Source organism: Janthinobacterium sp. GW822-FHT07H11, from assembly GCF_058798615.1.
Genome location: NZ_CM179507.1, coordinates 4,733,986 through 4,760,514, shown reverse-complemented (window position 1 = coordinate 4,760,514; position 26,529 = coordinate 4,733,986). Strand labels below are relative to the sequence as shown.

At 64.9% G+C, this 26,529-nt stretch carries 16 protein-coding genes and 1 riboswitch; of the genes, 12 read left to right on the top strand and 4 right to left on the bottom strand.

All coding sequences use genetic code 11. The features are described from left to right. Nucleotides 1–4: 4 nt before the first annotated feature. From sppA to AC3RCJ_RS20885, 9 genes are all read left to right on the top strand, one after another. Nucleotides 5–1,879 carry a signal peptide peptidase SppA gene (gene sppA / locus AC3RCJ_RS20925; RefSeq protein WP_492960643.1) on the top strand — a complete coding sequence of 625 codons (1,875 nt, stop codon included), beginning with the start codon at nt 5–7 and terminating at the stop codon, nt 1,877–1,879. Between the two features lie 56 nt (nt 1,880–1,935). After that, nucleotides 1,936–2,487, top strand: a complete 552-nt coding sequence (locus tag AC3RCJ_RS20920) for a GNAT family N-acetyltransferase (RefSeq protein ID WP_492960641.1) — start codon at nt 1,936–1,938, stop codon at nt 2,485–2,487. Nucleotides 2,488–2,925: 438 nt separating this feature from the next. Further along, a complete protein-coding gene (locus tag AC3RCJ_RS20915) occupies nt 2,926–4,281 on the top strand; it encodes an efflux RND transporter periplasmic adaptor subunit (RefSeq protein WP_492960639.1) in 1,356 nt (451 codons plus the stop codon). Continuing rightward, nucleotides 4,278–7,394, top strand: coding sequence for an efflux RND transporter permease subunit (locus AC3RCJ_RS20910; RefSeq protein WP_492960637.1), 3,117 nt, complete (start codon nt 4,278–4,280; stop codon nt 7,392–7,394). Before AC3RCJ_RS20915 ends, AC3RCJ_RS20910 begins: the two co-directional genes overlap by 4 nt. Continuing rightward, complete coding sequence (locus AC3RCJ_RS20905) at nt 7,391–10,648, top strand: efflux RND transporter permease subunit (RefSeq protein ID WP_492960635.1); 3,258 nt, start codon at nt 7,391–7,393, stop codon at nt 10,646–10,648. Before AC3RCJ_RS20910 ends, AC3RCJ_RS20905 begins: the two co-directional genes overlap by 4 nt. Continuing rightward, nucleotides 10,645–12,075, top strand: a complete 1,431-nt coding sequence (locus tag AC3RCJ_RS20900) for an efflux transporter outer membrane subunit (protein ID WP_492960633.1) — start codon at nt 10,645–10,647, stop codon at nt 12,073–12,075. Before AC3RCJ_RS20905 ends, AC3RCJ_RS20900 begins: the two co-directional genes overlap by 4 nt. Nucleotides 12,076–12,202: 127 nt before the next feature. Next, a complete protein-coding gene (locus AC3RCJ_RS20895) occupies nt 12,203–14,797 on the top strand; it encodes a chemotaxis protein CheB (protein ID WP_492960631.1) in 2,595 nt (864 codons plus the stop codon). Further along, nucleotides 14,794–16,926, top strand: coding sequence for a sensor histidine kinase (locus tag AC3RCJ_RS20890; RefSeq protein WP_492960629.1), 2,133 nt, complete (start codon nt 14,794–14,796; stop codon nt 16,924–16,926). The genes AC3RCJ_RS20895 and AC3RCJ_RS20890 overlap by 4 nt, the downstream gene beginning before the upstream one ends. Before the next feature lie 87 nt (nt 16,927–17,013). Then, nucleotides 17,014–19,170, top strand: a complete 2,157-nt coding sequence (locus AC3RCJ_RS20885; RefSeq protein ID WP_492960627.1) for a S46 family peptidase — start codon at nt 17,014–17,016, stop codon at nt 19,168–19,170. 111 nt (nt 19,171–19,281) lie between these two features. Here the strand turns inward: AC3RCJ_RS20885 and AC3RCJ_RS20880 are convergent, their stop codons facing one another. Both AC3RCJ_RS20880 and AC3RCJ_RS20875 read right to left on the bottom strand, forming a co-directional pair. Continuing rightward, a complete protein-coding gene (locus tag AC3RCJ_RS20880) occupies nt 19,282–20,034 on the bottom strand; it encodes a substrate-binding periplasmic protein (RefSeq protein ID WP_492960625.1) in 753 nt (250 codons plus the stop codon). 154 nt (nt 20,035–20,188) lie between these two features. Next, nucleotides 20,189–20,821, bottom strand: a complete 633-nt coding sequence (locus AC3RCJ_RS20875; RefSeq protein WP_492960623.1) for a TetR/AcrR family transcriptional regulator — start codon at nt 20,819–20,821, stop codon at nt 20,189–20,191. 67 nt (nt 20,822–20,888) lie between these two features. On the opposite strand from AC3RCJ_RS20875, the gene AC3RCJ_RS20870 reads away from it, so the two are divergent. The 3 genes from AC3RCJ_RS20870 to AC3RCJ_RS20860 all read left to right on the top strand — a co-directional run bounded on the left by AC3RCJ_RS20870 (nt 20,889) and on the right by AC3RCJ_RS20860 (nt 22,676). Continuing rightward, on the top strand, nt 20,889–21,407 hold the full coding sequence (locus AC3RCJ_RS20870; protein WP_492960621.1) for a DUF2867 domain-containing protein: 519 nt from the start codon (nt 20,889–20,891) through the stop codon (nt 21,405–21,407). A gap of 100 nt (nt 21,408–21,507) precedes the next feature. After that, nucleotides 21,508–22,119: a nicotinamide riboside transporter PnuC gene (gene pnuC, locus AC3RCJ_RS20865; protein ID WP_492960619.1), complete on the top strand. Its 612-nt coding sequence runs from the start codon at nt 21,508–21,510 to the stop codon at nt 22,117–22,119. Beyond that, complete coding sequence (locus AC3RCJ_RS20860; RefSeq protein ID WP_492960732.1) at nt 22,119–22,676, top strand: AAA family ATPase; 558 nt, start codon at nt 22,119–22,121, stop codon at nt 22,674–22,676. Before pnuC ends, AC3RCJ_RS20860 begins: the two co-directional genes overlap by 1 nt. Nucleotides 22,677–22,786: 110 nt before the next feature. Here the strand turns inward: AC3RCJ_RS20860 and AC3RCJ_RS20855 are convergent, their stop codons facing one another. Together AC3RCJ_RS20855 and AC3RCJ_RS20850 are read right to left on the bottom strand one after the other, a co-directional pair. Next, a complete protein-coding gene (locus AC3RCJ_RS20855; protein WP_492960617.1) occupies nt 22,787–24,964 on the bottom strand; it encodes a TonB-dependent siderophore receptor in 2,178 nt (725 codons plus the stop codon). Nucleotides 24,965–25,049: 85 nt separating this feature from the next. After that, nucleotides 25,050–25,147, bottom strand: a riboswitch (TPP riboswitch). Between the two features lie 78 nt (nt 25,148–25,225). Then, entirely contained in the window at nt 25,226–26,383 is a 1,158-nt protein-coding gene (locus AC3RCJ_RS20850; protein ID WP_492960615.1) for an iron-containing alcohol dehydrogenase, read from the bottom strand. Nucleotides 26,384–26,529 lie beyond the last annotated feature (146 nt).

Here is a 26,529-nt window from a genome sequence, read left to right as displayed (position 1 = left end):
ATCAATGTCACTCAACCCGTTCCCGGCCCTGCGCCGCGGTTTTGGCGTATTCTGGCGCACGCTGGATGCCACGCGCCGCGTGGTCTTCAACCTGATTTTCCTGCTGATCCTGATCGCCATCCTGGTGGCGCTGTTTGGCGGCGGCATCAAGCCGCTGCAGGAAAAGACCACCCTGGTGCTGGACCTGCAAGGCCCGCTGGTGGAAGAGACGCCGGGCGGCGTGCGCGAAGCGGTGCTGGCCAATGTCAGCGGCGAAGCCAAGAAAAGCGTGCAGCTGCGCGAGGTGCTGGCGGTGCTTGACATGGCGTCCAAGGACAGCAATGTCGGTTCCATGGTCATCCTGCTCGACGAGCTGCAGGGCGGCGGCCTGGCGTCGCTGCGCGAAGTGGCGGCCGGCGTCGAGCGTTTCCGCGCCACGGGCAAGAAGGTGACGGCCTGGGGTTCGAGCTACAACCAGCGCCAGTACCTGGTGGCGGCCAGGGCCGACGAGGTATTCCTGCACCCGATGGGCGGCGTGATGCTGGAAGGCTTTGGCCGCTACCGCAATTACTACCGCGACGCGCTCGACAAGGTGGGCGTGACGGTCAACCTGCTGAAAGTGGGCACGTATAAAAGCGCGGCCGAGCCCTTCATCGCCAACGGCCCGTCCGAAGCGGCGGCCGAGGCGGACCGCTACCTGAACAGCGGCCTGTGGGCCACCTACACGGGCGACGTGGAAAAAGCGCGCAAGCTGCCGGCCGGCGCCATCATGCAAACGATCGACAACCTTCCCGCGCTGATGACGGCCGCCGGCGGCGACATTGCCAAGCTGTCGCTCAATGGCAAGCTGGTCGACGGCCTGAAAACGCGCGACGAGCTGCGCCAGTTCATGATGGCGCGCGGCGCGAAGAATACGGAAGGCACGAACTTCCGCCAGATTAACTACACCGACTACCTGGCGCGCCTGCGTCCCAGCCACACGGGCGACGCCATCGGCGTGGTCATTGCCTCGGGCGAGATCGGCGACGGCATCGCTCCACCGGGCGCCATCGGCGGCCTGTCCACCTCGCGCCTGATCCGCCAGGCACGCGAAGACAAGTCGATCAAGGCCGTCGTGCTGCGCGTCGATTCCCCGGGCGGCAGCGCCTTCGGCTCGGAACTGATACGCCGCGAACTGGAACTGACGCGCGCCGCCGGCAAGCCGGTGGTCGTCTCGATGGGCAACGTGGCCGCTTCGGGCGGCTACTGGATCAGCACTTCGTCCGATGAGGTGATCGCCGACGCGGCCACCATCACCGGTTCCATCGGCGTGTTCGCCATTTTGCCGACGGCCGACAAGGTGGTGGAAAAGCTGGGCATCCACACGGCCGGCTCGCCGACCACCTGGCTGGCCGACGCGGGCAACCCCCTGCGTCCGCTCGACCCCCGCTTCGCGCAAGTGATCCAGGGTTCGATCAACCACGTGTATGGCAATTTCCTCAGCCTGGCCGCCAAGGCGCGCAAGACCACGCCGGAAAAGATCGATGCAGTGGCGCAGGGCCGCGTCTGGACGGGCTTGCAGGCGAAGGAGCGCAACCTGGTCGACCGCATCGGCAGTTACGGCGATGCGCTGGCGTCGGCCGCCAAGCGCGCCAAGCTGGGCAGCGACTACCGCGTGACCTACATGGAACAGGAAACCTCGAATGTGGACCGCCTGATCGGCATGTTCGGCTCCAAGGCCATGGCCTCGCTGGGCCTGGGCGAGCACGTGAAACTGGGCCTGGCCACGACGGGCTTGCCGGCCGATGCGGCGCTGGGCATGGCGCAGGACCTCTCCTGGCTGTCGGGCATCACGCGCGAGCACAAGCCGTTCATGGCGCTCACGCACTGCCTGTGCGAGGTGCCTTTGGGCGGCAAGTAAGGCAGAGGGCCGGGGTCGGACCCGCCGGGTCCGACCCCATGCAAAAGGGGTAAGGCATGGCAAGCGACATCAATACAGGCACTGACACGGCGATCGCCATCCGCCCCTGCGCCAGGGGCGACGAGCAGGCGCTGGCCCTGGTGGGGCAATCGACTTTTCTTGAAGCGTTCGCCGGCATCCTCGATGGCGCCGATATCCTCGCCCATTGCCAGCGCCAGCACGACGCGCAGCTGTACCGCGACTGGCTGGCGCTGCCGGCCATGCGCCTGTGGCTGGCCGAAGCCACGCCCGGCGGCGCGCCCGTCGGCTACCTGGTGCTCAGCCCCGCCAGCCTGCCGGTGGCGGACCCGCGCCCGGACGACCTGGAAATCAAGCGCATCTACCTGCTGCACCGTTTCCAGGGCCTGCGCGTGGGCCAGCGCCTGATGCAGGCGGCGCTGAGCCAGGCGCGCGCCAGCGGGGCGGGAAGGGTGCTGCTGGGCGTGTATGCGGAAAACCGCGATGCGCTGGCGTTCTATGCGCGCTGCGGCTTTGTCCAGGTGGGACGGCGCACCTTCCGCGTGGGCCGCACCGACTATCAGGATGTCATCCTCGGCATGACCTTGTAAATCCAGGTAAAGAATCGCCGCCGTGCGGCGCCGCCCGAGCACCCGCGTGGCGCCAGGTCAAGGCGGCAGGCGGGAGATTTGTAGCGAGTTTGTATCCGCATGCGTGTCGCCCCTGCCGGGCGCACGCCGGGGCGCGACGCCCCGCAAGCCTGATTTTTCCACCGTTCCATCACAGGCGCGGCGTGCCTGCCGGCCCGCCCGATCCTCCCATGTCCGTCTGGCTGTGTGTAATTGTTTCAAGTGGAAATGAAACAGTTACATGACTATGCTAGAGTCGTTTCACGCCAGGGAGCGATGTTTTTTCAGCTGATTTTCAGCTCTTGACTCCCCCGGCTGTGTACCGAAACAACCCCGACAAACGGTCGTCCGGCCTGAGTGTGCTCCACCTCGGCCGGCGCCACACACTCGCCGTGCCAGCGGCCACTACAAGGATAAGCGATGGATTCGCAGACAGCACCCCATACCCCCCGGCGCAGCCGCCGCTCGAAAATCGTCGGCACGGTCATCGCGCTGGCCGTGATGGCCGCGCTGGGCGGCGGTGCCTGGTACCTGACCCACTCGGGCGCCAGCGCGCAGGGAGGCGCTGGCGCGGGCGGCCCCGGTGGCCCGGGCGGGCCTGGCGGGCGCCGCGGCGCGCCGTCGACCACCGTCGGCGTGGCCACGGCCGTCAAGTCCGACCTGCCCGTGGTGCTCGACGCGCTGGGCACGGTGACGGCCGCATCGACCGTGACGGTGCGCCCGCAAGTGTCGGGTATCTTGAAGGAGCTGAAATTCAAGGAAGGCGGCATGGTCAAGGCGGGCCAGGTGGTGGCGCAGATCGACCCGGCGCAGTTCGAGATGGCGCTGATGCAGGCCACGGGCCAGCGCCAGCGCGACGAGGCGCAGCTGGAAAACGCGCGCCTGACCCTGAAGCGCTATCAAACCCTGCTGGGCCAGGATTCCATCGCGCGCCAGGACGTCGACACGCAGGCCGCCCTGGTGAAACAGCTGGAAGGCACCGTCATGACGGACCGCGCGGCCGAAGGCACGGCCCGGCTGAACCTCGGCTACACCAAGGTGGTGTCGCCGATCAGCGGCCGGGCGGGCCTGAAGGTGGTCGATATCGGCAACCTGGTGAGCACCAGCGATGCGGGCGGCGTGGTGGTGGTGACGCAGCTCTCGCCCATCGATGTGCAGTTTTCCGTGCCGCAGGATAAGGTGCAGACCATCCAGGAGCGCCTGAATGGCGGTACGGCCCTGGCGGCGCTGGCGCTGGACCGCACGCGCACGCATACGCTGGACCAGGGCAGCTTGACGGCGCTCGACAACCAGGTCGACGTGCAGACAGGCACCGTGCGCGCCAAGGCCCGCTACACGAATGACAAGATGGCCCTGTTCCCCAGCCAGTTCGTCAACGTGCGCCTGGAGCTGGGCAATATCACGGGCGCCGTGCTGGTGCCCGTGACGGCCCTGCGCCACAGCAACAACGGCGACTTTGTCTACGTGCTCAAGGCCGATAAAACCGTCACCGTGCGCATGGTCACGCGGGGCCAGGCCACCACCGACATGGTGGAAATCCGCGCCGGCCTGGAAGCGGGCGAGCAAGTCATCACGGAAGGCGCCGACCGCCTGAAGGAAGGCGCGAAAGTCATGCTGGCGGGCGACAAGCCGGCCGCTGGCGGCGCCGCTGGCGGCGGTGGCGAACGCCGCCACCGCCGCCAGCACCCTGATGGCAGTGGCGGCGCGGCCAGCGCACCGGCCTCCGCGCCGGCCAGTGCGCCCGCCACGGCGCCAGCGAAGGGCGCGGCGCAATGAGTCCATCGACGCCGTTCATCCAGCGCCCCGTCGCCACGGCGCTGCTGATGCTGGCCATCGTGCTGGCGGGGCTGGTCGGCTTCAAGTTCCTGCCGCTGGCCGCCTTGCCGCAGGTGGATTTCCCCACCATCCAGGTGCAGACCCTGTACCCGGGTGCCAGCCCTGACGTCATGGGGCAGACCGTGACGGCGCCGCTGGAGCGCCAGTTCGGGCAGATGTCGGGCTTGCAGCGCATGAGCTCCACCAGCGCGGCCGGCGTTTCCCTCATCACCCTGCAGTTCACCCTGGGCCAGACCCTGGACGTGGCCGAGCAGGAAGTGCAGGCCGCCATCAACGCGGGCGGTTCCTTGCTGCCGACCGACTTGCCGGCGCCGCCCGTGTACGCGAAGATCAACCCGGCCGACGCGCCCGTGCTGACCCTGGCGATCACCTCGGAGACGATGCCGCTGACGCAGGTGCAGAACATCGTCAACACGCGCCTGGCGCTGAAGATCAGCCAGGTCAACGGCGTGGGCCTGGTCTCGCTGTCGGGCGGCCAGCGTCCCGCCGTGCGCATCCAGGGCGACACCAAATTGCTGGCCTCGTACGGCCTGGGCCTCGACAGCCTGCGCACGGCCATCGCAGGGGCCAACGTCAACAGCGCCAAGGGCAGTTTCGACGGTCCCACGCGCTCGTTTACGATCAACGCCAACGACCAGCTGGTGACGGCGGAAGACTACAAGCGCCTGATCATCACGTATAAAAACGGCGCGCCCGTGCGCCTGGCTGACGTGGCCAACGTCGTCGACAGCGCGGAAAACACGCGCCTCGGTGCCTGGTCGGGCAAGCAGCCGGCCATCATCCTGAACGTGCAGCGCCAGCCTGGCGCCAACGTCATCAAGACGGTGGACGCCATCAAGGCCCTGCTGCCCGACCTGCAGGCCAGCCTGCCGGCGGCCATGAAGCTCGACGTACTGAGCGACCGCACCACGGGCATCCGCGCTTCCGTCGAGCACGTGGAAATGGAACTATTATTGTCCGTGCTGCTGGTGGTGCTGGTGATCTTCGCCTTTTTGCACAGCCTGCGCGCCACCGTGATCGCCAGCCTGTCCGTGCCGATTTCGCTGATCGGCGCCTGCGGCGTCATGTATCTGCTCGGCTACAGCCTGAACAACCTCTCCTTGATGGCCTTGACGATTGCCACCGGCTTTGTCGTCGATGACGCCATCGTCATGATCGAAAACATCGCCCGCTACATCGAGGAGGGCGAAACGCCGATGGCCGCCGCCCTGAAGGGCGCCTCGCAGATCGGCTTTACCATCATCTCGCTGACGGTCTCCCTGATCGCCGTGCTGATTCCCCTGCTGTTCATGGGCGACGTGGTGGGCCGCCTGTTCCGCGAATTTGCCATGACCCTGACCATCACGATTTTGATTTCCGCCGTGGTGTCGCTGACCCTGGTGCCGATGATGTCGGCGCGCTGGCTGAAAAGCCATGCCGATGAAAAAATCAGCGCTACGGGCCAGCGCATCCAGGCTTTCCTCGACCGCGTGATCCACCAGTACGACCTGGCGCTCGTGTGGGTGCTGAAACGCCAGGGCCTGACCCTGCTCGTCGCCCTGGCCACCTTGGTGTTGACGGTGATTTTGTACATCACGATTCCGAAGGGCCTGTTCCCCACGCAGGACACGGGCCAGCTGCAGGCGCGTATCGAAACCTCGCAAGCCGTGTCGTACGAACGCATGGCCACCTTGCAGCAGGCGGCCGCCAGCGCGCTGCTGGAAGACCCCGACGTCGATACCTTGAGTTCCCTCGTCGGCGTCGATGCGGCCAACAATACCATGCTGCACACGGGCAGCATGCTGATCAATCTCAAGCGTTCGCGCAGCGACAGCCAGGAAGACATCATGGAACGCCTGCGCGGCCGCGTAGCCCGGGTGGCCGGCGTGACCCTGTATCTGCAGCCGACGCAGGACTTGACCATCGATGCGGAATCGGGCCCGACGCAGTACCGCGTCTCGCTCGAAGGGGCCGACACGGCCACCGTCACCGAGTGGGCCGGCAAGCTGGCCGCGCGCATGCGCGAGCAATCGCAGCTGCGCAACGTCGTCACGGATGCGGGCGCCACGGGCGCCGCCGTCACCGTGGCCATCGACCGCGACAGCGCCGCGCGCATGTCGGTCACCACGGCCACCGTCGACGACGCGCTGTACAACGCCTTCGGCCAGCGCATCATCTCGACGATTTTCACGGAAACCAACCAGTACCGCGTGATCCTCGAAGCGCAGCCGGGCATCGTCACCACGCCGTCCGACTTGTCGGACCTGCAGGTGCGCACGGGTTCCGGCAAGTCGACGCCGTTGTCCGCCTTTGCCAGCGTCAGCGAAAAACAGGCGCCGCTGCAGATCACGCACGTGGCGCAGTATCCGGCCACCACGCTCGGCTTTGATACGACGCAAGGCGTGGCCCTGGGCAGCGCCGTCGACGCCATCCGCCAGGCGGCGAAGGACATCGCCTTGCCGCCTTCGGTGACATTGACCTTCCTCGGCGCGGCCGGTGCGTATGAAAACTCGCTGTCGAACCAGCTGTGGCTCATTCTGGCCGCCGTCGTCTGCGTGTACATCGTGCTCGGCGTGCTGTACGAAAGCTACATCCACCCGCTGACGATTTTGTCGACCCTGCCGTCGGCCGGCGTGGGCGCCTTGCTGGCGCTGATGCTTTCCGGGCAGGACCTGGGCGTGATCGGCATCATCGGCATCATCCTCTTGATCGGCATCGTCAAGAAGAACGCCATCATGATGATCGACTTCGCCATCGAGGCCGAGCGCGATGAAGGAAAAAGCCCGCAGGACGCCATCCACCAGGCGGCGCTGCTGCGTTTCCGCCCGATCCTGATGACCACCCTGGCGGCCCTGTTCGCGGCCGTGCCGCTGATGCTGGGCTGGGGCGAGGGCGCCGAGCTGCGCCGTCCGCTGGGCCTGGCCATCTTCGGCGGCCTGATCGTCAGCCAGGTGCTGACCCTGTTTACCACGCCCGTCATCTACCTGGGCTTCGACCGCCTGGGCCGGCGCTTTGCGGGCAAAGGGAAGAACGCTGTCAGCCTGGATAAACCCGGTGCGGGGAGCGCCGCGTGAACCTGTCCGAACCGTTCGTCAAGCGGCCCATCGCCACCGTGCTGCTGACCATCGGCATCGCGCTGGCGGGCATCGGCGCCTTCTTCGTGCTGCCCGTCTCGCCGCTGCCGCAGGTCGATTATCCGACCATTTCCGTCAGCGCCAGCCTGCCCGGCGCCAGCCCCGCGACCATGGCCACCTCGGTGGCCACGCCGCTGGAGCGGCGCCTGGGCGTGATCTCGGGCGTCAACGAGATGACGTCGTCGTCGGGCACGGGCTCGGCGCGCATCAACCTGCAGTTTGACCTGAACCGCAAGATCGATTCGGCCGCGCGCGAAGTGCAGGCCGCGATTGCCGCCGCGCGCGTGGACTTGCCGGCCACCCTGCGCAGCAACCCGACCTACCGCAAGGCCAATCCGTCCGACGCGCCCGTGATCATCCTGGCGCTGACGTCAAAGACGCGCACGCCGGGCCAGATCTACGATGCCGTGTCGAACCTGGTGCAGCAAAAGGTGGCGCAGGTGAAGGGCGTGGGCGACGTGGAACTGGGCGGCGGCTCGCTGCCGGCCGTGCGCGTGGAACTGCTGCCGTATCAGCTCAATCACTATGCCGTGTCGATGGAAGACGTGCGCGCGGCCATCCAGGCCAGCAACGCCAACCGGCCCAAGGGGGCGATTTCCGGCGACGAGCGCAGCCTGCAGATCTATTCGGGCGCCAGCACGGCCTCGGGCGGGCGCAGCGCCGCCGACTATCGCAGCCTGGTGGTGGCCTGGCGCGACGGCGCCGCCATCCGCCTCGACGACGTGGCCGAAGTGCAGGACGGGGTGGAGAACAACAATACCCTGGGCCTGTTCAACGGCGACCCGGCCGTCATCGTGCTGATCACGCGCCAGCCGGGCGCCAATGTCATCGCCACGGTGGACGGCGTGCGCGCGCTGCTGCCGCAACTGCAGGCGCAGCTGCCCGGCGACATCAAGCTGCAGGTGGCGTCCGACAGCACCAATTCCATCCGCTCCTCGCTGCACGAGATCGAATTCACGCTGATCCTGTCCATCGTGCTCGTCGTGCTGGTGGTCAGCGCCTTCCTGCGCAGCGTGCGCGCCACCATCATCCCGGCCGTGGCCACCATCGTCTCGCTGCTGGGCACCTTCGGCGTGATGTACATGCTGGGTTTCAGCCTGAATAACCTTTCCTTGATGGCGCTCACGGTGGCCACGGGATTTGTCGTCGATGATGCCATCGTGGTGCTGGAAAACACGCAGCGCCACATCGAGGCCGGCATGGACCGCTTCAAGGCGGCCCTGCTGGGCGCGCGCGAAGTGGGTTTCACGGTGCTGTCGATCAGCCTGTCGCTGGTGGCCGTCTTCATCCCGCTGCTGTTCATGGGCGGGCAGGTGGGGCGGCTGTTCCGCGAGTTTGCCGTCACCCTGTCGGCCGCCGTGATGATTTCGCTGGTCATTTCACTGACCACCACGCCGATGATGTGCGCCTGGCTGCTGAAAAGCGGCGGGCAGCATAAAAAGCCGGGTGCGGTGGCGCGCTGGTTCGAGCGCGGCTTCGAGCGCATGCTGAAAGTGTATGAACACTGCCTGGACTGGGCGCTGTCCAGCGCCGCGCTGGTGATGGCCATCCTCGTCTTCGTCGTCGGCTTGAACGTGTACCTGTTCGCGGCCGCCCCCAAGGGCTTCTTCCCGCAGCAGGACACGGGCCAGATCAATGGCGGCATGCGCGCCGACCAGAGCATTTCGTTCCAGGCCATGCAGGGCAAGTTGCGCCAGCTGGTCGACATCATCAAGGATGATCCCGCCGTCGCCACCGTCGTGGGTTTCACGGGAGGCGGCAGGGCAGGGGGCGGCTTCATGTTCATCGACCTCAAACCCGCGTCGCAGCGCACCGACAAGGGACAGGCCGTGATCGCCCGTTTGCGCCCGCAACTGGCCAAGGTGACGGGCATCTCGCTGTTCCTCAACCCGGTGCAGGATTTGCGCATGGGCGGGCGCTCGAGCAATTCGACCTACCAGTACACCCTGATCAGCGACAACCAGGCCGATTTGAAAAAATGGGCAGCGAAGCTGGCTGACCAGATGAAGCTGCAGCCGGCCCTGATCGACGTCGACACGGACCAGGCGGAAAACGGCGTGGAAACCTTTGTCACCATCGACAAGGACCGCGCCACGCAGCTGGGCGTGCAGGTCAAGGATATCGACAACGCGCTGTACAACAGCTTCGGCCAGCGCCAGGTGGCGACCATCTACGATGAGCTGAACCAGTACCACGTGATCATGGAAGTGGCGCCCCGCTATGCGCAAAGCCCGGAAGCGCTGCGCTCCGTGTACGTGCCGGCGTCGAATGCGGCGGCCGTCGCCGCCACGAGCGGCACGATGGCCAGCACCACCGCCAGCACCACCGCTGCGACGGGCGCGGCGACGTCGAACACGACGGCGGCGCGCGACCCGTCCAGCGGCACGGCCTTGAGCACCACCCTGGCGACCATGGTGCCGCTGTCCTCGTTCAGCAGCTTTGCCGAAAGCGCGACGGCCACTTCGATCAACCACCAGGGCGGCGAACTGGCCACCACCGTGTCGTTCAACCTGGCCGACGGCTATCCGCTCAGCGACGGGCAGGCGGCCGTGGCCCAGGCGGAGTCGGAAATCGGCATGCCGGTCAATGTGCGCGGCAGCTTCCAGGGGTCGGCAAAGAGCGCGCAGGACAGCAACAAGGAGCAGCCGCTGTTGATCCTGGCGGCCATCGTGGTGATCTATATCGTGCTGGGCATTCTGTACGAAAGCCTGGTGCACCCGGTCACCGTGCTGTCGACTTTGCCGTCGGCGGGGGTGGGCGCCGTGCTGGCGTTGCTGCTGTTCCGCATGGAGTTTTCCATTATCGCCCTGATCGGCGTGTTCCTATTGATCGGTATCGTCAAGAAAAATGCTATATTGATCATCGACTTCGCGCTGGAGGCCGAGCGTTCGCGCGGCCTGACAGCGGTGGAGGCGGTGCGCGAGGCATGTTTGCTGCGTTTCCGCCCCATCCTGATGACCACCCTGGCGGCGGCGCTTGGCGCCTTGCCGCTGGCGATCGGTTTCGGCGAGGGGTCGGAGCTACGCCAGCCCTTGGGGGTCGCCATCATCGGCGGCCTGATTGCCAGCCAGTTACTCACATTGCTGACCACCCCGGTGGTCTATATCCTGCTCGACAAGCTGCGCACGCGCAGCGCCGACGAGCAGCAATTGAGCCGCATTCCTGGGCCAGATAACCCGAGCACACAATCATGAAGCAAGTACAAGCTATTTCCTCCACCGTTCCGGCACGTCGCCTCCTGTCGCTGACCACCGCCACTGCCTTCCTCCTGCTGGCCGGCTGCGCCGTCAGCCCCGCCTATGAAACGCCCACGGCCGCCGCGCCGCAAGCGTTCAAGGAGGCGGCCGGCTGGCAGCCTGCCGCGCCGGCCGACACCCTGGAGCGCGGTCCCTGGTGGACCCTGTTCGGCGACGCGCAGCTGAACCAGCTGGCCGAAGGCATCGACATATCGAACCAGAACGTGGCCGCCGCCATCGCCTCGTACGAGCAGGCGCGCGCGCTGGTGCGCGAACAGCGCGCCTCGCTGTTCCCCACGGTGAACCTGACGGGCAGCGGCGCCCGCTCCGGTGGCGGCGGCGAGCAGCAGACGAACAACAACTTCAAGGCCGCCATCGGCGCCTCGTGGGAGCCGGACGTGTGGGGCAAGCTGCGCGCCGGCGTGACGGGTGCCGACGCCAGCGCGGCCGCCAGCGCGGCCGACCTGGCCGCGGCGCGCCTGTCGGCGCAGGGCGAGCTGGCCACCAATTACTTTGCGCTGCGCCAGAGCGATGCGCAGATCGCGCTGCTCAATTCTACGATCGACGGCTACAAGCGCGTGCTCGACATCACCGGCAACCGCTTCAACTCCGGCATCGCCGCCAAGTCCGACCTGCTGCAGGCGCAGACGCAGCTGGCCAATGCGCAGATCGATTTGTCGAGCCAGGTGCGCGCGCGCGCCCAGCTCGAACACGCGATCGCCATCCTGCTGGGGAAGGCGCCATCCGACTTCAGCCTGGCCGTGGCGCCGTGGACCCTGACTGTGCCCGAGGTGCCGCTGGGCGTGCCGTCGACCCTGCTGCAGCGCCGCCCCGACATCGCCGCCGCCGAGCGCAGGGTGGCCGTGGCCAACGAGCAGATCGGCATCGCCCGCTCCGCCTATTACCCGAGCCTGAACCTGACGGGATCGTATGGTTCCGGCGCCAGCCGTGTGGGCGACCTGTTCAATGCTTCGTCGAGCCTGTGGTCCCTGGGCGTGTCGGCCGCGCAAACGCTGTTCAACGCGGGCGCCACCACGGCCAGCGTGGACGCGGCCAGGGCGGGGCATGAGGCGGCTGTGGCGCGCTACCGCCAGACGGTATTGAGTGCCTTTGGCGCCGTGGAAGACCAGTTGTCGGCCACGCGCGCGCTGGCCGAGCAGCTGGCCTTGCGCCAGCAGGCGTCGTCGGCCGCAGACCAGGTCGAGCAGCAGATGCTGAACCGCTACAACGCGGGCCAGGTCGGCTACACGGACGTGGTGACGGCGCAGGTGACGGCCCTGTCGGCCCGCCGTTCGCTGGTGCAGGCGCAGGCGGATCGCCAGACGACGGCCGTGGCCCTGATCCAGTCGCTGGGCGGCGGCTGGCATGTGCCGCAGGCGCAGTAAGGGGCGGCTTGGCGCAGCTTGAAAAACCTGCGCCAAATTCGGGTTTTCAGCCGCAGCTTGAGTGCTAGAATGCAAGATTATCAATTTCCAGCCTGACGGCCTTGCCGTGGCTGCTTTCTTGCCAACGATGACACGCAGCAAACACAGCAACGCTTCCGTGCCCGAGGTGGCCGCCATCGCCTTTCCCGTGGTGGCCATCGGCGCTTCCGCCGGCGGGCTCGATCCCATCGTCGCCTTCCTGGCCAACGTGCCGCAGGAAAGCGGCATCGCCTACGTGGTGATCCAGCACCTTGATCCCACGCAAAAGGCCATGCTGCCGGAGCTGCTGCAGCGCGCCACCAGCATTCCCGTCGCGGAAATCACGCATCAGTCGGAGTTGCGCCCCAACCATATCTACGTGATCCCGTCGAATGCGGACCTGGGACTGTCCAGGGGCCGCTTCGTGCTCAGCGAACCGATGCAGCAGCGCGGCCACCGCCTGCCCATCAATGCCTTCTTCGAGAGCCTGGCCGCCGAGCTGGGCGAGCTGGCCGTGGGCGTGATCTTTTCCGGCATGGGCAGCGATGGCACGCGCGGCTTGCAGGCGATCAAGCAGGCGGGCGGCCTGACCCTGGCCCAGCATCCCGATACGGCCAAGTTCGACATGATGCCGCAAAGCGCGATTTCCGCCGAGGCGGTGGACCTCGTCGATTTTCCCGACAAGATGCCGGACAAGATCATCACCTATCTGTTCCGCAGCAGTTTCCTCAGCTTGCCGGGGCATGAACCGAACGGCCGCAATTCCCTGCAGGAAATCGTCGCCTTGCTGTCCGAGCACACGGGCAACAGTTTTACCGATTACAAGATCAACACGGTGCTGCGCCGCATCGAGCGGCGCATGAGCTTGTACCAGATGACGTCGATGGAAGAGTATGTACCCTACCTGCGCCAGAATCCCGCGGAAATCGACTTGCTGTTCAAGGAATTGCTGATCGGCGTGACGAGCTTTTTCCGCGACCAGAAGGTGTGGGAGTACCTGAAGATGGTGGTCTTGCCGCAAATGCTGGCGGCCCATCCCGAAGGCCGCGCCTTCAAGGCCTGGATACCGGCTTGCTCGACGGGCGAGGAAGCGTATTCGCTGGCCATGGTGTTCCATGAAGTGGTGGCCGGCATCAACCCGCCGTCGAAATACAGCCTGCAGATCTTCGCCACCGACCTGTCGGCCGACGCCATCGACCGCGCGCGCCAGGGGCGCTTTCCTCACAGCATCAGCAGCGATGTGTCGGCCGAGCGTCTCGAGCGCTTCTTTTTGACGGACAAGAATGACTATTACGTCAAAAAAGAAATCCGCAACACCATCATCTTTGCCCAGCAAAACATCATTTCGGACCCGCCGTTCACCAAGCTCGACATCCTGTGCTGCCGCAACCTGTTGATCTATCTCAACGCCAAGCTGCAGCAGCGGCTGATTCCGCTGTTTCATTATGCCTTGAACCGCGATGGCATTTTACTGCTGGGCAGCGCCGATACGCCCGGTCATTTTTCCGAGCTGTTTTCGCCGCTGACCACGTCGACCCGGCTGTACCGCCGCCTCGACAACCTGGCGCGCCAGCGCCTGCCCACGTATTTTCCTACCAAGGTATCGTTGGCATCCCCCCCCACACCCAGCGACACGAGAGAAGTCAGCATGACCGGAAAGATACAATCCCATGTCGAGCAGTTATTGCTCCAAAAATATTCGCCAGCCGCCGCGCTGCTGAACCAGGATGGCGACATCCTGTACATCAATGGCCGCACGGGCGCCTTCCTGGAACCGGCGGCCGGCAAGGCCAACTGGAATATCCACGCCATGGCGCGCGAAGGCTTGCGCTACGAGCTGGCCGGCCTGATCAAGCAGGCGCTGCAAAGCGAAAGCGTGGTGCGCCTGAAGGGCCTGGTGGTCAAGGATCACCTGGGACAATCACTGGGCGTGGACTTGAGCGCCGAAGCCCTGAGCCAGCCGGAATCCTTGCGCGGCATGGTGTTTGTCACGTTTTCCAGCGTGCCGCTGGTGGCCGAGGCGCGCCGCGGCCGTTCGCCGAACCCCAAGGTGCTGGAGCTGGAACAGCAGCTGGCGCAGGCGCGCAATGAGATCCAGGCCGTGCGCGACGAAATGCAGACCTCGCGCGAGGAATTGAAGTCGGCCAACGAGGAGCTGCAATCGACCAATGAAGAGCTGCAATCGACGAACGAGGAATTGACCACGTCGAAGGAAGAGATGCAGTCGCTCAACGAGGAGTTGTACACGGTCAATGCCGAGCTGCAATCGAAGGTCGATGATTTGTCGCTGGTCAATAGCGACATGAAGAATTTGCTCAACAGCACCGATATCGCCACCATCTTCCTCGACAGCGACTTGCGCATCCGCCGCTTCACGGCGCCGGCCACGCAAATCTATAAGCTGATCCAGACGGACTTGCGCCGTCCGCTCAGCGACATCGTCAACGACCTCGACTACCCTGGCCTGGAAACGGATGCGCTGGAAGTGATCCGCAGCCTGGTGTTTTGCGAGCGGCAAGTGCCGACCAAGACGGGACGCTGGTACAACGTGCGCATCATGCCTTACCGCACGATTGAAAACGTGATCGATGGCGTGGTGGTGACCTTCATCAACATCACGGAATCGAAGCTGCTCGAAGCCCAGCTGCGCCAGATCCAGTCGGGCGCCTTGGACGACGGGAAAACCGGCGAGAGCGCATCATGAACGAACCATTCGACAGCGCCGCCGCGTCCGCGACCTTGCGCGAGCAGGCCGAGCAGCTGGCGGCGGGCCAGGCACAGCCAGCGGCGTCCACGCTGTCGAATGAAGAAGTGATGCGCCATCTGCATGAATTGCAGGTGAGCCAGATCGAGCTGGAAATGCAGAATGCCGCATTGGCCGAGCTGGAGCAGTTGAAGAATGAGTTTGAAAGCAGCCGCGACCGTTACGCGCAGTTGTACGAACAGGCGCCCGTCAGCTATTTTTCGCTGGCGCGCGAGGGCGTGATCACGCGCGCCAACGTGGCCGCCTGCGGCTTGCTGCAACGCGACAAGGACCAGTTGCTGGGCCGGCGTTTCGAGCAGTTCATCGCGCCGCAGGCGCAGCCGGGCTTCCGCCGCTTCCTCGATGCCGTGTTCGCCAGCGGCGCGCGGCAAGTGCTCGAGGCGCAGCTGTTCCATGGCGTGCAGCCCGGCGGCATGGGCGGCGCCGTGCGCATCGAAGCCAATGTCGACGCCAGCAGTGCCAGCGTGCGCATGCTGGTGACGGACCTGGGCGACGAGCATGCGCGCGAATCGGCCCTGCGGCGCGCCTTCGTCATCCTCGACACCATCCGCGAAGGCGTGCTGGTGACCGACAGCGACAACCGCATCATTTCCGTCAATCCCGCCTTCACCACGATTACCGGCTACCAGGCGGAAGAGGCGATCGGCCGCGATCCGTCCTTCCTCGGCGGCGGCACGCACTTGCCGCAGTTTTATGAAGCCATGTGGCGCAGCCTGCGGCAGGACGGCAGCTGGTATGGCGAACTGGTGAACCGGCGCAAGAATGGCGAGCGCTTCGTCGAATCGCTGTCGATCACGCCCATGCGCACGCCCGATGGCGCCACCAGCCATTTCGTCGGCGTGTTTTCCGATATTACCGAGCGCAAGCTGGCCGAGGCGGCCCTGCGCGAACTGCATCGCGAGCTGGACCAGCGCGTCAGCGACCGCACCGCCGAGCTGGTACGGGCCAACCAGCACCTGCAGCTGGAAGTGCAGCAGCGCGAGCGGGCGCAGGAAGCCTTGCGCGACGCGGAACGCTTTTTCCACGCCACCATCGATTCGCTGACGGACCGGGTGCTGGTGCTGGACCAGGCTGGCCACCTCGTGCATGCGAACCAGGCTTGCCTGGCCTTTTCCGGCCATGCGCTCAGCCAGGTGCACTACCTGCATTTTTGTGAAACGGACCCGCGCTGGCAGCGCAGCGCCGGGCGCGAACTGGCCGCCGGCATCCGTGCCGTCATCGCCGGCAATGCCGATGCCTACGCGCTCGAGTATGAATTTGCCACGCGCTCGGGCTCCCGCTGGTCGCAGGCCAGGGTCAGCCGTTTCCTGGGAGAAGGCCCGCTGCGCGTGGTGGTGGCGCATACGGACATCACGGAACGCAAGCTGATGGATGGCGCGCTGCGCCAGTCGCACGCCCAGCTGCGCCAGCTGGCCTTGCACCTGGAGACGGCCAAGGAAGACGAGCGCAAGCGCATCTCGCGCGATATCCACGACGAGCTGGGGCAAAACCTGCTGGCGCTGCGCATCGACATTTCCATGCTCAGCGCGCGCACGGAAGGCAGCCACCCGCGCCTGCACAGCAGGGTAGGGGCCGTGCTCAGCAATGTAGACACGACGATCAAGAGCGTGCGCGGCATCATGAACGAGCTGCGCCCGATGGCGCTCGACCTGGGCTTGCAGGCGGCCATCGAATGGCAGGTGGGCGACTTCCGCAAGCGCAGCGGCGTCGCCTGCCGCCTGCTGATACGCGACGAGGCGCTGTTCGCCGCCATCGCCAGCCAGGTCGAGATCGTGCTGTTCCGCATCGTGCAGGAAGCGCTCAGCAATGTCATGCGCCATGCCCAGGCCAGCGCGGTCGAGATCGAGCTCAGTTCGGACGCCTGCGCCGTGTACCTGGCCATCAGCGACAATGGCATCGGCATCACGCCGCTGCAGCAGCGCAAGAAGCAGTGCTTTGGCCTGATCGGCATTGCCGAACGGGTGACGGCGCTGGGCGGGCAGTTCGAGGTGGGCTTGCCGGCCTCCGGCGCCGGCTGCCGGCTGGCCCTGCACATTCCCCTGCAGGGGGCGGGGCGGCCGGCCGCCTGATACGGAAATTGCAATGGGTTAATTTTTGCCGACCCGGCTCTCCTGAACAGGCTATACTTTCGCCTGCTTTTTATGGAGGAGCAAATCTTGTTCAAGACAATCGTTTTACCAGTCGCCTTGATGGGCGCGTTCGCCGGCGCACACGCTGACGAAGGGCAGTGGCAACCACACCAGCTGCCACAGCTGAAAGCCGAACTGAAACGGGTCGGCATCGAAATCCCCGCGGAAAAACTGGCCGACCTGAGCAAGCACCCGATGAGCGCCATCGTGTCGCTGGGCGGCTGCTCGGCCGCCTTTGTCTCCGACGCGGGCCTGGTGGTGACGAACCACCACTGCGCCTACGGCGCCATCCAGCGCAATTCCACGCCGGAACATAATTACATCACCAACGGCTTCCTGGCCAAGGCGCGCGCTGCAGAGCTGCCGGGCGGTCCGAACAGCCTCGTGTATGTGACGGACAAGGTGGAAAACGTCAGCGAGCGCGTCTTGAAAGGCTTGACGGCCGACATGAGCGGCCGCGCGCGCCACGAAGCCGTGGAAAAGCGCATCAAGGACCTGATCGCCGAATGCGAGACGGACAAGATGTACCGCTGCTCCGTGCCCGCCTTCCACCGCGGCCTCGAGTACTACCGCATCCGCCAGATGATGATACGCGACGTGCGCCTCGTGTATGCGCCATCGGACAAGATCGGCAACTTCGGCGGCGATATCGACAACTACGAATGGCCGCGCCACACGGGCGATTACTCGTTCCTGCGCGCCTACGTGGGCAAGGATGGCCGTCCGGCCGACCCGTCGCCCGACAACGTGCCATATAAATCGAAGGACTTCCTGGTGGTCTCGGCCGAAGGCTTGAAAGCCGGCGACGGCATCTTGCTGGCGGGCTACCCCGGCCGCACCAGCCGCTACAAGCTGCCGGCGGAAATCCGCTTCGCGCGCGATACGGCCTTCCCGCTGAAAGTATCCGAACTGCAAGCCGACCTGGCCGTGATGGCCGAGGCGACGCTGGGCGATGCGGCCGCCGCCGTGCGCTACGCCAGCGTGGTGAAAAGCATCAACAACGTGCTGAAGAAAACCCAGGGCCTGCTCGACGGTTTCGCCCGCAAGGACATCGCCGCCATCAAGGACGTGCAGGATGCCGAGTTCCGCGCCTGGTACGCGAAGCAGCCGAACGTGTCGCCTACCCTGCTGGCCGAACTGGACGCGGCGATCGCCAGCGACATGGCCCTCAGCGAAGAAGAGTTCGCCTGGAGCGTGGCCACCAACAGCGATCTGCTGAAAAGCGCGCGCACCGTCTACCGCCTGTCGCTGGAGCGCCAGAAAGCCGATGCCGAGCGCGAATCGGGCTTCCAGCAGCGCGACCTGGCCTTCATCAAGGCCCGCCTGGCGCGCCTGGAACAGTCGTATGTCAACAAGGTCGACCAGGCGCGTTTTGAAGCCGGCCTGAAGCGTTATGCCCAGCTGGCGGCGAAGAGCCATCCGCAAGGCCTGGACGCGCTGCTGCCGGCACCCGGCGCCGTGGCGACCCTGTACCAGCAGACGCAACTGGCTGACACGGCCAAGCGCCTGGCCTGGCTGGAAAAGGACCAGGCTGCCGTGGCCCGCTCCGACGACGCCTTCATGCAACTGGCCGTCAAGCTGCATCCGGTGGAGCTGGCGCTGGAAGAGCGCCGCAAGGAAATCGACGGCAACCTCGAGCGCGTGATTCCGCAATACATGCAAGCCGTGATTGCCTGGAAGAAAACACAAGGCAAGCCGGTGTATCCTGACGCCAACTCGACCTTGCGCGTCACCTACGGCACGGTCTCGCCGTACTCGCCGCGCGACGGGCTCACCAAGGGACCGTTCACGACCGTGGAAGGCATCGTCGAGAAAGTCACGGGCAAGGCCCCGTTCGAGGCGCCGCAAGCGTTGCTCGATGCCGTCAAGGAAAAACGCTACGGCCAGTTCCGCGATCCGGTGCTGGGCACGGTGCCCGTCAACTTTTTGACCAGCGCGGACACCACGGGCGGCAATTCCGGCTCGGCCGTGATGAACAAGCGTGGCGAACTGATCGGCCTGAACTTCGATTCCACGTATGAATCGATCACCAAGGACTGGTACTTCGACACGGCCATCACGCGCGCCATCCACCTCGACATCCGCTACATGCTGTGGGTGATGCAGGAAGTGGACCACGCGGATAATTTGCTCAAGGAAATGACGATCAAGTATCCGAAGGTCGTCAAAGCCGCGAAGAAGTAAGCATCCATTTGCGCTGGCGCAAAGCCGCATCCGCCCCGCTGGCGGTGCGGCTTTTTTTGTGCGCCCTGGGGCCTGGGCGGTGGGCCAGGCGCGCTGCCGTAAGGGCGCCGTTTATTTCTCTGGCAGATTGATGCTGAAGGACTTGCTGTACTTGCTCATGATTTGATGAATCTCGCCGCTGGCGGAGAGTTTCCTGATCGCTTCCTTGAGTGCCTGCATCGTTTCCGGCCTTGCATTTTTCTTGGACAAAAACAAGATGAAATCGTTGCTGCCCAAGACGAGCGGCACGCCAATGTCTGCCGGTTTGAGCCCGGCCATATAGGCGCCGTAATACAGGCCCAGGCTGGAGCCTATTCCCGCGTCCAGACGTCGCATCGCCAACATTTTTGCCATGGTGACATAGTCATTGACGGCATACTTCCGGATCGAATTGTCCGTGTCGAATTGCTCGACATAGTTGCTGGTGCGTACCACGCCAACGGTCTTGCCGTGCAATTCGCTCAGCTTGCCGTAGTTCTTGCCGGATGGGCCTACGAGGATGATAGGCATGGACACGACGATGCCTACCGGCAAGGCGGCGCGCGTCATCTGGTCGTTGCCGAAGCGTATGGTCACGTCGGCGCTCCCGTTTTCCATATCGGCGGCGGTTCTGGGGTAGGGCACCAGGGAATTGGTGTAGTTGAGCCCGGCGACTTCCGCGATGCGATTGCCGATTTCGTACATCATGCCAGTGGGGCGGCCGTCGCCACCAATGAATCCCCATGGTGGCCCGTGAATTGTTTCAATCCTGAGCACATTGTTGTTGGCGTAGCAAGGCAGCGCCAAGCAGGTCACAACAACTGCAAACAGGCTCACAGCTTTCATGTGCATCATTTTTAAATGTCTGAATTCAATTGATCCCGCCGCTATTTTATGTCCGATCGGCCTTCATGCCTTACACGATGATCAATTCCCCAGCATCTTTGTGATATCGGCGCGCGGCCGCATAAGGGCCGCTTACCGCTTCCGCCAGACTTTATCAATTCCGCTCCGCTTGCTGGTGCGCCTGCCGCAGCGCCTCCACCGGCAACTGGAAGAAGCGCGGCACCATGGCTGGCGACAGCGCGTCGCCGCCGTCGGCCATGGCCAGGCGGCCACTGAGCAGCAGCATCACGTAGCCGTGGCCCAGCGACCAGCCGGCGCTGGCGGCGGCCTTGTCCCAGCGGGGATCGAGGCCCGCCTCGCGCACGGCCGCGCCTGCCGTCTGCAGCACGTACTGGAAGCACGCTTGCGCCGCTTCCTGCAGGGCGGGGAACTGGCGCACGTCCTGGTGCTCGAACATCAGCCGGTAGTGGGCGGGCGCGGCCAGGGCGAATTCGATGTATTGCTGGCCCAGCAGCTGAAAGCGCTGTTCGGCCGGCAAGCTGCCCGGCGGTGGCAGCTGCGTTTCCCATTTGGCGATCAGGCTGGCGAAGCCGGCCGCCGCCACCTCGGCCAGCAGGGCTTCCTTGCTGGGGAAGTGGCGGTACACGGCGGCGACCGAGACGCCCACCGTGCGCGCCAGTTCGCGCAGCGACAGGGCGGCGTCGTGCTGCTGCGCCAGTTGCGCGATGACGGTGGTGACCAGGGTGTCGCGCAAGTTGCCGTGATGATAGGTGCTCGTTGTTGTCATTCGATGTTATCGCTGTTCACATTGTCGTGTATGATGCGCATGTTATCACTGAAAACATGGAGAGCACATGCATGAGATGAACATTGCCGTCCGCAGCGTGGACTTGCCGCCAGGCGCCAGCATCGCCCCCTTGTACCCGGGCAGCAACCTGGCCGACGCCTACGCCGTCGACTTGCCGACGGCGCAGGCACGCCAGATGGACATGCAGAGCCTGGCGCGCCAGCTGCTGGGCAGGCAGCCGGGCTGGGCGCACAAGCTGATGGTGCTGCGCGACGCCATCGTGGCGCGCTTCGGCATCCGGACGGCAAAGCAGATGGAAGCGCGGCCAGGCAAGCGCATCGGCATCTTCCGCATCTATGCCGTCAGCGACGACGAGATCATCCTGGGCGAGGACGACAGCCACCTGGACTTCCGCCTGTCCGTGCTGCGCAACCGCGACGCGGGCCGGCATGGCAGCGTGACCGTCTCCAGCGTCGTGCATTGCCACAATTGGGTGGGGCGTGCCTACATCATGCTGATCCGCCCGTTTCACAAGCTGATCGTGCGCCATTCGCTGGCGCGCGCGGCCCGGGCGGGCTTCGCCTGAGGCGGGGAGGGCGGCGGACGGCAGGGGCAATCTTGCTTATTCATGCCCGGTATTGCATACTGCGCCACCAGCCTCATCCCCCGCCTCCCTTTCCGATCTCATGAACGATACGTTTCCCCTGCTGGGTTTTGCCACCACGCCGCTTGAACTGATTTCCTTTGTCCTGGCACTGATGACCGTTGCGCTCAACATCCGCCAGAATCACTGGGCCTGGCTGTTCGCCATCATTTCCTCGGCCGCCTATGGTTTCGTCTTCTTCGAGTCGCGCCTGTATGGCGACATGGCCTTGCAGCTGCTGTTCATCAGCGTCTCGTTCTGGGGCTGGTACCAGTGGCTGCATCCGGCCAGCGGCGGCACCACCCTGCCCGTGACGCGGCTGGGCATGCGCGGCTGGCTGGGCAGCGCCCTGGCGTGGCTGGCGGGCTTCGTGCTGCTGGCCTGGCTGCTGACCTCCACCGACACGGACGTGCCCCATGCGGACGGTTTCCTCACGGCGGGCAGCCTGGTCGGACAGTTTTTGTTATCGCGCAAGAAGCTGGAAAACTGGATCGTCTGGATCATCGTCGACGTGCTCTATGTGTGGCTGTACCTGCACAAGGACCTGACCCTGACGGCCATCCTGTATGCCGTGTTTGTCGTCATGGCCACGATCGGCTTGCTGGCGTGGAAAAAGTCGGCGCCGGCCGCGCCCGATGCGATGGTCCTCAAGTGATGGGCCGCTGCGTGCGCGTGGCGATACTGGGCGCGGAATCGTCGGGCAAGTCGACCCTGGCGGCCGCCCTGGCCGAGCGCTACGGCACCGTCTGGGTGCCCGAGTATTTACGGGAATTCGTCGAGACGCAGGGCAGGGTGCCCGTGGCGGAAGACCAGTTTGGTATTGCGCGAACGCAAGTCGAGCGTGAAGACGCGGCTGCCGCGCAGGCCCGTCAATTTCTATTTTGCGACACGACGCCCTTGATGACGGCCGTCTACAGCCGTCATTACTTTCACGGCGCCGACGCGCCGCTGGCGGCGCTGGCCGATGCCACGCACTATGATTTGACCCTGGTGACGGCGCCCGACAGCCCGTGGGTGGCCGATGGCTTGCAGCGCGAGTCAGAAGCCGTGCGCCAGCTGATCTACCGCTACCTGCTCGACGCGCTCGACGCGCGCGGCATCGCCTACCACGTGCTGCGCGACAGCCTGGAGGCGCGCCTGGAACAGGCGGCGCCCTTGCTGCAACAGGCGCTTGCTGCAGCGCCTGCCATTTCCTTTCCCTACAACGCCTAACAAAACCGTAGCGAGCGGTAGCGAGTTGTGGCCGAGAAGCGGAGCTGTGCGAATGCACAGTGAGCATCGGAAGCCGCAAATCGCGACGCGCAGTAGGTTTGGTTAGGTGTTTAAAAGTCGAACTGCGCCGAGACTTTGAACGTGCGGCTGGCGCCCGGATACAGGTAACCGTCGGACTCCGGCGTCACGTCGCGCCAGTAGAACTTGTCGGCCACGTTGTTGACGGCGGCGCGCAACACGGCGCGCGTGCCGGCGATGCGCGTGGCCCAGGCGGCGCCCAGGTTGAACACGTGGTAGGACGGCACGAAGGTCGTGTTGTTGTACTCGAACGCTTTCTTGCCCGCATATTCCCAGCTGCCATTGACGCTCAGGCCCGCCACTTGCTGCACGGCGTAGTCCGCATGCACGGCCGCCTTGAAGGCGGGCACGTTGGGCACGCGCTTGCCGTCGAGGTCCGCATTGCCCGTGCCCGACTGCTGGCTGTTCAGGGCCGTCAAGGAGGCGCCCAGGCCCAGGTTGGCTGTTGCCTTGCCCTGGGCCGACAATTCCAGGCCACGGTGCTGGGCCTGGCCTTCGCGCACGAAGTTGTATTTTTGGGGCTGCAATTCCAGCGGCTGGTTGAATTCCAGGCCCTTGCGGATCTGGAACAGGCTGGCCGCCAGCATGAAGTCCGGCGTCACATCCATCTTGGCGCCGAGTTCGATCTGCTTCGAGCGGCTCGGCGACAGTTCTTCGTTGGCATTCATCGCCTTGCGGTCGGCCGTGCCGCCATGTTCCATGCCCTGCGAATAGGCCGCATACACGGACACATTGTCGAGCGGGGTATAGACGAGCGAGACGTTGGGCAGCAGGAAATCGTGCTTGGCGCGGATTTCCGTGTCGGCCTTGAGCACATACTGGTAGCCATCGACATTGATATGGCGCAAGCCGCCATGCAGTTTCCAGTTCGGCGCCAGGCTGACGATATCCTGCACGAAGACGGAGTTTTCCGTATCCTTGCGCACCAGGCGCACGGGGCCCGTGACGCCGGGCGACGTGCCGACGATCTGTGGCTGGTAGATATTGCTCACGCCCACCCAGTCGTACACGTACAGGCCGGCGCGGTCCTTGCGGCGGAAGGTCGAGACGCCGGCCGTGAAGTCATGGCGCAGGGAACCGGTGGCGAACTTGCCCTGGATCATGGCTTGCGCGCTCAGCGGTTTTTTCGTCTCGCCCAGGCTGCGGTAGTCATACACGTCGTAGTCGCCATTGCCGCAGAAACCGGGGTACAGGTCCTGTCCGCTGCAGCCATACGGGAAGGCCGTGTAGTCGTCGCGCTTGAACGAGTGCTGGTTGGCCGACACGGTAGCGTGCCAGTCCTCATTGAAGGCGTACTGGAAGCGCAGGCCGATATTGCTGGTGACGGTTTCCACGGGGCGCGTCCATGGCTGCAGGTTGAGCATGGCGTCGGCGCTGATGCCGGTCGGCAAGGTTTTATTGTTCAGCAGCTGGAAGCCGGGCGCCGTCGCCTGCGCCTTGTCCTGGTAGTCGGCATCGAGCTGCAGCAGCGCCTGCGGCGAAATCTGCCAGTCGAAGGCGCCGGAAATGAACTTGCGGTTGCCGTCCGCGCCCTTGATGTAGGAGCGCAGGCGCTCGGCCGCCACGTTGACACGGTAGCCGAAGCGCGTGTCTTCCAGGCGGCCGCCCAGGTCGATGGCGCCATACAGGGTGCCCCGCTCGCGCGCTTCCACGGTGACCGTGCGCAATGGCGTATTGGTCGGGCGCTTGACGATGAAGTCGATCACGCCGCCCGGTGCGGCCACGCCCGCCTGCAGGCCCGCCAGGCCTTTCAGCACTTCGATGCGTTCCTTGTTTTCCAGCGGAATTTGTGTGTCGCCGGGAATGGCCACGCCATCCTTGCGGTAGCTGGAATTGTTGTCGAGCTTGAAGCCGCGGATGGAAAACTGTTCCGCATAGCCGACGGCGTTGTAGGCGTCGTTGATGCTGGCGTCGAGCTTGACGGCATCGCTGAGATTGCGGATCTGCAAGTCCTGCATGTCTTTTTGCGAAATGACGGTGACGGACGCGGGCGTTTGCAGCAGCGGCGCGTCGGAAAAACCGCCCACGGAGGCGCGCTTGGCAGCCGGCGCCTTGCTGGCCGTGACGACGACTTCGGCCATGCTTTGCGCCTGCGGCTCGGCGGCTTCGGTGCTGTCATGCGCGGCCAGGGCAGGCGCGGCAAACGCGTGCAGGATGGCCAGGGTCAATACAGGACGGGAAAAATGCGCGGATAAATTCGGTGTGGACATAGATTGCTCGTGGTTCAAGCCGTCTCGGGAAAGAGCACGGCAGGCTGCTTGTTCGGCTGGCGCCAACGCAGGAGCTATCAAAGGAGGGAGGTACTTTGCGCTTTCCTTCGCTGGCATTATCCAGATCAGGTACGAAGGGTATCTCTCACCCGGATGACTGCTCCAGGACCCCTAGCGAAATGACAGCTTAGCATGAAGCACGGCCAGCTGTCCCGCTGGCCGACCGTTTTACAACACTGTGGCGCGAATTTGCAAACTGCGCTACAGGCTCAGTTCCAGCACCTTGCGGCTGACGGCGGGCGTGACGTCGCGCTGTTCGCCCAGCGCCGTCATGCCGTGCGCTTCCAGGGCGGCCACGACGGCGTCCACGCTGGCGTGGTTCAGGCCGTAGTCGGCCAGGCGCGTCTTGACGCCCATGTGGCGGAAGAAGAATTCCGTGCGCGCGATGGCCGCCTCGATGCGGCCGTCTTCGTCGCCGCCATCGAGGCCCCACACGCGGGCCGCATATTGCAGCAGCTTGGCGCGCTTGGCCTGCTTGCGCACGCGCAGCATGCTGGGCAGGATGATGGCCAGCGTCTGCGCATGATCGAGCTCGTACAAGGCCGTCAATTCGTGGCCGATGGCGTGCGTGGACCAGTCTTGCGGCACGCCCACGCCGATCAGGCCGTTCAAGGCCAGGGTGGCGCTCCACATCACGTTGGCGCGCACGTCGTAGTCGTCCGGCTGCGACAGGGCTTTCGGGCCTTCCTCGATCAAGGTCAATAAAATGCCTTCGGCGAAGCGGTCCTGCACGGAGGCGTTCACGGGGTAGGTCAGATATTGCTCCATCACATGCGCAAACGCGTCGACGACGCCATTGCCCACCTGGCGCAGCGGCAAGGTGAAGGTCTTCGACGGGTCCAGCACGGAAAATTGAGGATACACCTTGCGGCTCATGAACGAGCGCTTTTCCTGCGTGGCCTTGCGCGTGATCACGGCCGAGCCATTCATTTCGGAACCCGTGGCCGGCAATGTCAGGACGGTGCCGAAGGGCAGGGCGGCGTCAATGATCTTGCCGCCTTTCGCCAGGATGTCCCACGCTTCGCCCTCATGCAGGGCGGCGGCGGCGATGAACTTGGTGCCATCGACCACGGAGCCGCCGCCGACGGCCAGCAGGAAATCGATGCGCTCGCTTTTCACCATGGCCACGGCCTGCATCAGGGTTTCATAGCTGGGATTGGGCTCGATGCCGGCAAATTCCAGCACCGTGTGGCCGGCCAGCGCCGCCCGGACTTCATCGTAGACGCCGTTCTGCTTGATGCTGCCGCCGCCGTAGGTCATCAGGACCCGCGCCTGCGGCGGGATCAGGCCGGCGATGGCGGCGATCTGGCCCTGGCCGAAGAGGATTTGCGTCGGATTGTAAAAGTCGAAATTGAACATGGGGCTCCCGCTGCCAAGGTTGAGGCTGTTGCTGAGCCATGATTATGGCCGAACGGGTGGAAACGTGTCGTGGACGCTTGAGCTTTTCGTCCGCGCGGTGGAGAATGCAGCGCAACGCTGTCACCTCTTACCTCCCCCTTGAAGGA